Origin of the sequence: Erythrobacter donghaensis (assembly GCF_001557325.1) — a bacterium.
Lineage (GTDB): Bacteria > Pseudomonadota > Alphaproteobacteria > Sphingomonadales > Sphingomonadaceae > Erythrobacter > Erythrobacter donghaensis_B.
This window is the reverse complement of record NZ_LSJS01000231.1, coordinates 1-7,928: the sequence shown is the minus strand read 5'-3', so window position 1 is coordinate 7,928 and position 7,928 is coordinate 1. Positions and strand designations below refer to the sequence as shown.

The window sequence follows — 7,928 nt, the reverse complement described above, 5'->3', positions numbered from 1 at the left end:
TCGCCCTGTGCGCGATGCTGGGATTTCGCTTCTGCCCGCGCCTGCGCGACTTTCCGGACAGGCGGCTTGCGCCGATCGCGCCGGTTTCGGCCTATCCGTCCATCGCCCCGTTGTTGGGCAAGCGTATCCGCACCGACATCATCAATGAACAATGGGACGACGTGCTGCGCCTCGTGGGGTCGATCAAGGCTGGCCACGTCGCGCCGTCGGTCATGCTGCGAAAGCTCGCCGCCTACGAACGGCAGAACCAGCTCGACGTCGCACTACAGGAGATCGGCAAGATCGAACGGACCCTGTTCATGCTGGACTGGCTTGAAAATCCCGATCTGCGCCGGCGATGCCATGCCGGCCTTAACAACAGCGAACAGCGCCATGCCCTGACGCAAGCGATCTACACCTTCCGCCAGGGCCGCATCATCGACCGCAGCCATGAAGCTCAACAATATCGGGCATCAGGCCTCAACCTAGTCATCGCGGCGATCGTCTATTGGAACACGATCTACATGGCCGACGCCGCCCAGCATCTGCGATCGGCAGCGGCCCCGGTCCCCGATGATCTGCTTGTCCATACGTCGCCGGTTGGCTGGGAGCATATTGCCTTTTCCGGCGATTTCCTCTGGGATCGAGCCGCCGCTTCCGCTGGCCGCAAGGCCCTCAATCTTCCGCCGGACAGCCTCGCCGCCTAAGCGTTCCTCGGTTGTTCTCCCTTAGCGTTGTTTAGCGTACCTTCCACGCTATGCCCTCATGAAGAGCGTTCGGCAATCGCTGCGGCAATCTTGCGGTGAGTGCGCGCCGAATGTTCGCCGTCTTCGCCATGCTGTGACCAGACGATCAGCCGGTGGAGCGCATTGGGCAGGACGAGGCAGATCATCTCCGCAAGCCGCGGTATCCTCGCCATTTTCCTGACCTCAAGATGGAACGCGAGATTTGAAAGCGTGACGCGCTCGAGATCGTCGGGATCGGTCGCGGATACATCCCCCGCATTACCCACCACGCTTTGGAGCCAGGAAATCTGCGCCTCGCTCGCGCGTTCGGCGGCGCGGGCCGCTGCGATCGCCTCGAGCGAGGCGCGCATGTCATATAGGTCTATGATTTCGGCTCTTGTCCAGGTCCGTACCGTGAATTCACCGCGTCCGCGCCGGGACAGGTAACCTTCCGCGACAAGCGCGCCGAGCGCGTCGGCGGCCATGACGGGGCGGCAGTCGTATACCTTGCACACCTGGTCCTTGCTGATAATTTGACCAGGCAGGTAGTGGGCAGCAAGCACCCCGAACCTCAGTTCGAGGAAAATCCTTTCGACAAGAGATTGCGCCTTCGCCAATCGATCGTCCCCAAGGGGAAAGCAGTCCCGCCCCGTTGCATGTTGGCTCCATAGCACAAACCCTTTAGAATTTTCCAATCAGGATGGTTCGGACTATCCGAAGGATGCGGTGTCGGAGGGCGGACAAGAGGTGACAAGGTCAAAGCCAAGGCCACTTGGAAGGATTACTTGCCCTGCACCGCGCGTCTTTGCCGTGCTGCGCGAGCCCCGCAAACGGCGCAGATTCGACCAGGCAAACCAGATACCCGGTCTTGACGATTTGCAGGAGACGGGTGCGCTTTCGCTCGCTGAGGAACTTCTCGAGCTTGGCCTTCTGGCCAGGGATCATGGCCGTTACACGATCATCGACTGGACGATTGATCGCATTGTCGAACATCTGGCGCTCGCCGGGGCAATCCATGCGATGGCGGCGGCAGAGGCCGCATTGCGTGCCAATACTAGCGACTTCAGCCATCTCGCCGCGATCCACGCGGCACTGCGCGGCCTCGATGCCGATGAGCCTGCGAACCTGCTCTGCGGCGCATATCTCGACTACCAGTTCCACCTCGAACTGGTCCGCCTTGGCGGCAATCAGACGGCCTGGGCGAGCTATGCCAAGGCCATCCCGCCCGCTGTGTGGATCGCCGGCGCCAATTACTTCGAGCTCGACGAGGCGCGCAGTTCGCTCGCTGAGCACGAGAGGCTCATCGACTACATGAAGGCGGGCGACACCGTGCGCGCGCGCGATGCGGCGGCGTTCCACCTCGAGGAAGCCGCGTCCCAGATCCGGCGAACTGGAGAAGCGCGGATCGAGAGCTATCCTGATTTGCCCGTTACCTAGCAGCGTCCAATTGAACTTCTGACACGTCAGACTGCCACTTTTGGTCTCAAGTTTACCCGATCGACTGACTTTATGTGCCGCGCAAGCAGTATAGCTGCTTCCTCGAGTTTTCCGGATGCATAGGCTTCGAAGATGTGCCAGTGATCGAAGTTGTAGCGCGGCTTCCACTCCTGGCCCGCCGCAGAGGCGAACACATGGCGCGAATAGGCCAGGTTCAGCTCGGTGATCGTGGCAATCAGGCGGGGCATGGCGCAGGGCCGGGCCAGCGCAATGTGAAAGTCGCGGTTGGCCGATTCGGAATCGAACAGGTTTTCTGCCGCGTCACCCCGCTTCAGGATTTCGCGCAGGTCCTTGAGGTGGGCGGCGGACGGAGCGCGGGCAATGCTGCGCACGGCCAGCGGTTCCAGCGCCCCGCGCATCGAGGCGATTTCGCGCTCGCCTGCCGCGTCGATCAACGTGGCGCGCACTCCGCGACGGGGCAGGGCCTCGACCAGTTTGATCGCCTCCAGCTTGCGGAACGCCTCGCGCACGGTCCCCTGGCTGACCCCGAATTCATAGGCCAGTCCATCCTGGCGCAGGCGCTCGCCGCCCGGGATCTCGCCGGCCAAGATGCGCGCGGCCAGCGCGTCCGCAATCCGGCTAACCAGTCCTTCGCTGTCGATCTGGGTCGTTGGAGTCGGCATTATCGATAATCGGTCCTGATTCCGGGTGCCATGCGGACGTGCATCGCCATACACGCCGAGCGAGCGGTCGGCCATGACCGTTTTTATCGATAAAATGGAGCAGGACATGACCGCCACCCAACAGACAGTTCCCCGGACTGACCAGCCCCGTACCGACTGGACCCGCGCGGAGGTGACGGCGCTGTTCGACCTGCCGTTCGACGAACTGATGTTCCGCGCGCAGAGCACCCACCGTGCCTGGCACCGTGCGGGTGAGGTGCAGATGTGCACGCTGCTGTCGATCAAGACCGGCGGCTGCCCCGAGGATTGCGGCTATTGCAGCCAGTCGGCCGGGGCCGAAACCGGGGTCAAGGCCGAGAAGCTGATGGATATCGATGCCGTGCTGGTTTCGGCCGCCGAGGCGCGCGCGGCCGGATCGCAGCGGTTCTGCATGGGCGCCGCGTGGCGCAACCCCAAGGACCGCGACATGCCCGCGCTGGAAGCCATGATCGAGGGCGTGCGCGCGATGGGCATGGAAACCTGCATGACCCTGGGCATGCTGAACGGCGATCAGGCCCGCCGCCTCAAGGCAGCCGGGCTCGATTACTACAACCACAACATCGACACCTCGCCCGAGAACTACGGCAACGTCATCACCACCCGCACCTTCCAGGACCGGCTCGACACGCTGGAGGAAGTGCGCGCGGCGGGCATTTCGGTGTGCTGCGGCGGGATCGTGGGCATGGGCGAAACGCGCGAGGACCGGATCGGCTTCATCCACGCGCTGGCGACCCTGCCGCGCCACCCGGAAAGCGTCCCGGTCAACGCGCTGATCCCTATTCCCGGCACGGTGCTGGGCGACATGCTGGCAGGAACGCCGCTGGCGCGAATCGACGAGATCGAGTTTGTCCGCACCGTCGCCGTCGCCCGGATCACCATGCCGCAGAGCATGGTGCGGCTTTCGGCGGGGCGCGAATCGATGTCGGATGCGGGGCAGGCGCTGGCTTTCCTGGCCGGGGCGAACTCGATCTTCACCGGTGACAAGCTGCTGACCACCGCCAACGCCGGGGACAGCCGCGATGCGGCGCTGTTCGCGCGGCTGGGCATCGTGCCGCTGGCAGGCGAAGAACCGATGCGCGCGGACGAAGTACTGGTGGCTGCGGAGTGAACGGGGGGGGCTTTGCAGCCCACGCCGCCGATCTGGATCGGCTGGGGGCGGCATCGCGGCGGCGCAGGCTCAGCCCGCAGACCGGCACGGACTTTGCCTCGAACGACTACCTCGGCCTCGCCCGCTCGCCCCTGCTGGCCGATGCCGCGCACGCGGCGCTGGAGCGCGGGGTGCCGATCGGCTCGAGCGGATCGCGCCTGCTGCGCGGCAACGACCCCGAGCACGAGGCGCTGGAGGCCGAGGCCGCCGCGTTCTTTGACTGCGAGCGGGCGCTATGGTTCTCCAGCGGGTTCGCTGCCAACGAGGCGCTGTTCTCAACCCTGCCGCAGCGCGGCGATCTGGTCGTCCACGACGAACTGATCCACGCCAGCGCCCACGAAGGGATGCGCATTGGCCGGGCCGAATGCGTTGCCGTGGCCCACAACTGCGCCGATGCCTGCGAAGCGGCAATCCGGCGCTGGCGCGCGGGCGGCGGCACGGGGCAGGTGTGGATCGCGGCGGAAAGCCTCTACTCGATGGATGGCGACACGGCCCCGCTCGGCGATCTGGCCGCCATCGCCGATCGCTATGACGGCATCCTGCTGATCGACGAGGCCCATGCCACCGGCGTATTCGGGCCGGACGGGCGCGGCCTTGCCGCCCACCTTGACGGGCGCGGCAATGTCATCACCCTGCGCACCTGCGGCAAGGCGCTGGGCTGCGAGGGCGCACTGGTCTGCGGCCCGGCGGCGGCAATCGACTTTCTGGTCAACCGTGGGCGCGGCTTCATCTTCTCGACGGCGCCTTCGCCGCTGATCGCCGCGATCAACCGCGCCGCGCTGAACCTGCTGACCGCCGCGCCGCACTTGCGCGATGGGCTGTGGGAGCGGATCCGGCTGGCTGAGCGGGTCTTTGCCCCGCTGGGCGCGACTGTCACCGGATCGCAGATTCTGCCGCTGATCGTGGGCGACGATGCGCGGACGATGCAGCTGGCAGCCCAAGTGCAGGCCGCCGGGTTCGACGTGCGCGGAATCCGCCCGCCGACGGTGCCCGTCGGCACATCGCGCCTGCGCATCACGATCACCAACAACGCCAGCCTTGAGCAAATCGAGGCGCTGGGCGCACTGCTGGCGGAGCTGCAATGCGCGGCTATGTCGTAACCGGCACCGATACGGACGCGGGCAAGACCGTGTTCGCCGCTGCCCTCGCGGGCCACCTTGGCGCGGCTTACTGGAAGCCGGTGCAGGCCGGAACCGACGGCGGCACTGACAGCCAGCGCGTGGCTGCGCTGTCCGACGGGCGGGCCCGGATCTTGCCCGAGGCCCACGTTCTCGCAACGCCCTGTTCACCGCACGAGGCTGCGCGGATCGACGGCGTTGCCATCGCGGCGGACCAGCTCGCACTGCCCTTGGTCGATGGGCCGCTGGTGGTCGAAGGGGCGGGCGGAGTGCTGGTGCCCTTTGCCGACGATCTGCTGGCGGCCGATCTGTTCGCGCGCTGGGGCCTACCGGTGATCCTGGTGGCGCGGACCGCGCTCGGCACGATCAACCACAGCCTGCTTTCGCTCGAGGCCCTGCGCGCGCGCGGCATCGCGGTGCACGGCGTGGCGTTCTGCGGCGAGGCCAATCCCGCCAGCGAAGCGGCGATCGAGCGGCTGGGCGCCGTGCGCCACCTCGGCCGCCTGCCGTGGCTCGATCCGCTTGATCCAGAGGGCCTGTCCGCCGCCTTCGCCGCCCATATCCGCACGGAGCTCCTATGAAATCGCCGGTCTGGCACCCATTCCACCAGCACGGGCTGGGCGAGGACATTCCGCTGGTCACCCACGCCGAGGGTGCGACCCTGTTCACCGCCGACGGGCGCAGGGTGATCGACGCGATTTCCAGCTGGTGGGTCACCACCCACGGCCATTGCCATCCCCGGCTGATGGCCGCGATCCGCGCGCAGAGCGAGCGGCTCGACCAGCTGATCTTCGCGGGCTGGACCCACCAGCCTGCCGAAGACCTCGCCCGCGAACTGGTGCGGATCATGCCGCGCCCGCTGGACCATGTGTTCTTTTCCGATTCCGGTTCGACCAGCGTCGAAGTCGCGCTGAAGATGGCGCTGGGCTATTTCGCGCATCGGGACGAGGATCGCCACCGCATCCTGGTGCTGGAGCACTCCTATCACGGCGATACCATCGGCGGGATGTCGGTCGGCGCGCGCGGGGTGTTCAACAAGCCCTATGCGCCGCTGCTGTTCGATGTGGAGACAATCCCCTTTCCCGCCGAGGGCCGCGAGCAGGCCGCACTGGACGCGCTGGAGCAGGCCTGCTCGCGCGGCGATGCGGCGGCCTTTATCGTCGAGCCGCTGCTGCTCGGCGCGGGGGGAATGCTGATCTATTCGCCCCGCGTGCTGACCGAAATGCGGCGCATCTGCGCGGCCCACGGCGTGCTGTTCATCGCCGACGAGGTGATGACCGCCTGGGGCCGCACCGGCACGCTGTTCGCCTCAGAGCAGGCCGGGATCGTGCCCGATATCCTGTGCCTGTCGAAGGGGCTGACCGGCGGGTCGCTGCCCCTTGCGGTGACCATGGCGACGCCGGAAATCTATGCGGCGCACTATTCGACCGACCGGTCGAAGCAGTTCTTCCATTCCTCCAGCTACACCGCCAACCCGATCGCCTGCGCGGCGGCCAATGCCAATCTGGCGATCTGGCGCGAGGAGCCGGTGCTGGACCGGATCGCGGACCTGACCCGGCGGCAGACCGCTGGTCTTGCTCGCCTTGCCGAGCACCCACGCCTGGCCAATACGCGCCAACTTGGCAGCGTGATCGCGCTCGATGTGGTGGTGGAAGATGGCGGCTATATGTCCGAACTCGCCCCGCGTCTGAAGGCGGACTTCACGGCCCGAAATGTCCTGCTGCGGCCCCTGGGCAACACGGTCTATGTCATGCCGCCCTATTGCATCGACGATGCGGATCTTGGCGCCGTCCACAACGCGATCATTGAGGTGGTGGATCTACTCTGAAGCTGTTTGGATCGAAGGCCTCCTTGCTTCTGAAGGCAAGGAGGCGGTTCCTTGGGCGGGTCAGCAGAAAGTGGAGATGGCTAGGCTAGTGAGGGGGCTCAGAAACATGGGCCATGATTGAAAAGACAGTACGTTCGGGGTAATCATGGCCAGGGCGAGGAGACCCTCGATGGACCATGATCACTACGGACTGGATGGGAGGCCGATTTATCCTCGGCCCGGCCACTTTGACCACGTAACGGGCCTGCAACTCCCGACTTTCAGGGGCAAATCTGGCGGCTTTGGCCGTGGTCCAACTATCTTCCTCGTGATCCTGATGATTGTTGCAGGATCTGGACTTGCTTTTGCATCGCGTCTGTTTGGCTAACATCTAGCTCCGGCGTTTCGCAACATGGAGGTGATCCCGTGCGGGATCATCAGGGAACCGCTCGAAGTCGACAGCATAGGCGCTTCCCAAACGACTTTTGACCTTTTCCGCCCACTGCTCGCCCTGCTCGTTCGCGATGTTGTTGCCGCGAAAATCGAGCGCGTGATCGTCGTAATGGGCGTCACCTCAAGGTTTGTGCGCCAGACAACGATTTGGTGGACATGATGAGAACATCAGCGTCATGCGTCCGCGCGGAGATACTGATATAGGGTTTCGCGGCTGATCCCCAAGTCGCGGGCGATGGCGGCCTTGCGCTCGCCGGCGGCGACGCGGCGATGCAACTCGGCGAGGGTTTCATCGGAGAGGGACCGTTTCCGCCCGCGATAAGCGCCGCGTTGCCTGGCGACCGCAATGCCTTCGCGCTGCCGCTCGCGGATCAAGGCGCGCTCGAATTCGGCGAATGCGCCCATGACCGAGAGCATCAGATTGGCCATCGGGGAATCCTCGCCCGAGAAGGCCAGGCTTTCCTTCACGAACTCGATCCGGATGCGGCTCTGTTGCAAACTCTGATGCGGTTGCCAAGGTTGGGCCCTTGGATTGGTAAG

The 7,928-nt window shown here is 65.2% G+C and carries 10 protein-coding genes; 7 read left to right on the top strand and 3 right to left on the bottom strand.

The annotated features are described in order from the left end of the window. Window positions 1–686, top strand: a 686-nt coding sequence (locus AX692_RS14175; RefSeq protein WP_155646326.1) for a Tn3 family transposase, incomplete at its 5' end; no start/stop codon positions are given. A gap of 56 nt (window positions 687–742) precedes the next feature. On the opposite strand, the gene AX692_RS14170 is transcribed toward AX692_RS14175, so the two are convergent. Continuing rightward, a complete protein-coding gene (locus tag AX692_RS14170) occupies window positions 743–1,321 on the bottom strand; it encodes an FCD domain-containing protein (protein ID WP_066210231.1) in 579 nt (192 codons plus the stop codon). 193 nt (window positions 1,322–1,514) lie between these two features. Between AX692_RS14170 and AX692_RS14165 the strand changes: the two genes are divergently transcribed. Continuing rightward, window positions 1,515–2,141: an FCD domain-containing protein gene (locus AX692_RS14165; RefSeq protein WP_197426104.1), complete on the top strand. Its 627-nt coding sequence runs from the start codon at window positions 1,515–1,517 to the stop codon at window positions 2,139–2,141. Window positions 2,142–2,167: 26 nt separating this feature from the next. Here AX692_RS14165 and AX692_RS14160 read toward each other — a convergent pair whose 3' ends face one another. Further along, the gene (locus AX692_RS14160) at window positions 2,168–2,899 is read right to left on the bottom strand and encodes a GntR family transcriptional regulator (protein WP_066117217.1); all 732 of its coding nucleotides are present in this window, start codon (window positions 2,897–2,899) and stop codon (window positions 2,168–2,170) included. Window positions 2,900–2,930: 31 nt separating this feature from the next. Here AX692_RS14160 and bioB point away from each other — a divergent pair, with 31 nt between their 5' ends. From bioB to AX692_RS19750, 5 genes are all read left to right on the top strand, one after another. Continuing rightward, window positions 2,931–3,971 (top strand): biotin synthase BioB, encoded by a 1,041-nt coding sequence (bioB, locus tag AX692_RS14155; protein WP_066117232.1) that lies wholly within the window; start codon window positions 2,931–2,933, stop codon window positions 3,969–3,971. Further along, window positions 3,968–5,110, top strand: coding sequence for an 8-amino-7-oxononanoate synthase (locus tag AX692_RS14150; RefSeq protein WP_066117216.1), 1,143 nt, complete (start codon window positions 3,968–3,970; stop codon window positions 5,108–5,110). The genes bioB and AX692_RS14150 overlap by 4 nt, the downstream gene beginning before the upstream one ends. Further along, complete coding sequence (gene bioD, locus AX692_RS14145) at window positions 5,092–5,709, top strand: dethiobiotin synthase (RefSeq protein WP_066529982.1); 618 nt, start codon at window positions 5,092–5,094, stop codon at window positions 5,707–5,709. Before AX692_RS14150 ends, bioD begins: the two co-directional genes overlap by 19 nt. Continuing rightward, on the top strand, window positions 5,706–6,956 hold the full coding sequence (locus tag AX692_RS14140; RefSeq protein WP_066117210.1) for an adenosylmethionine--8-amino-7-oxononanoate transaminase: 1,251 nt from the start codon (window positions 5,706–5,708) through the stop codon (window positions 6,954–6,956). Before bioD ends, AX692_RS14140 begins: the two co-directional genes overlap by 4 nt. 391 nt (window positions 6,957–7,347) lie before the next feature. Next, window positions 7,348–7,548 (top strand): hypothetical protein, encoded by a 201-nt coding sequence (locus AX692_RS19750; protein ID WP_066117207.1) that lies wholly within the window; start codon window positions 7,348–7,350, stop codon window positions 7,546–7,548. Between the two features lie 14 nt (window positions 7,549–7,562). Here AX692_RS19750 and AX692_RS14130 read toward each other — a convergent pair. Further along, on the bottom strand, window positions 7,563–7,928 hold a 366-nt coding region (locus AX692_RS14130; protein ID WP_155646325.1), incomplete at its 5' end, for a recombinase family protein.

Excerpts from the sequence above, each read along its gene's own strand:
- AX692_RS14160 (WP_066117217.1), bottom strand. The coding sequence starts at position 2,899 with ATGGCCGACCGCTCGCTCGGCGTGTATGGCGATGCACGTCCGCATGGC.
- bioB (WP_066117232.1), top strand. The coding sequence starts at position 2,931 with ATGACCGCCACCCAACAGACAGTTCCCCGGACTGACCAGCCCCGTACC.
- bioD (WP_066529982.1), top strand. The coding sequence starts at position 5,092 with ATGCGCGGCTATGTCGTAACCGGCACCGATACGGACGCGGGCAAGACC.
- AX692_RS14140 (WP_066117210.1), top strand. The coding sequence starts at position 5,706 with ATGAAATCGCCGGTCTGGCACCCATTCCACCAGCACGGGCTGGGCGAG.
- AX692_RS19750 (WP_066117207.1), top strand. The coding sequence starts at position 7,348 with ATGGAGGTGATCCCGTGCGGGATCATCAGGGAACCGCTCGAAGTCGAC.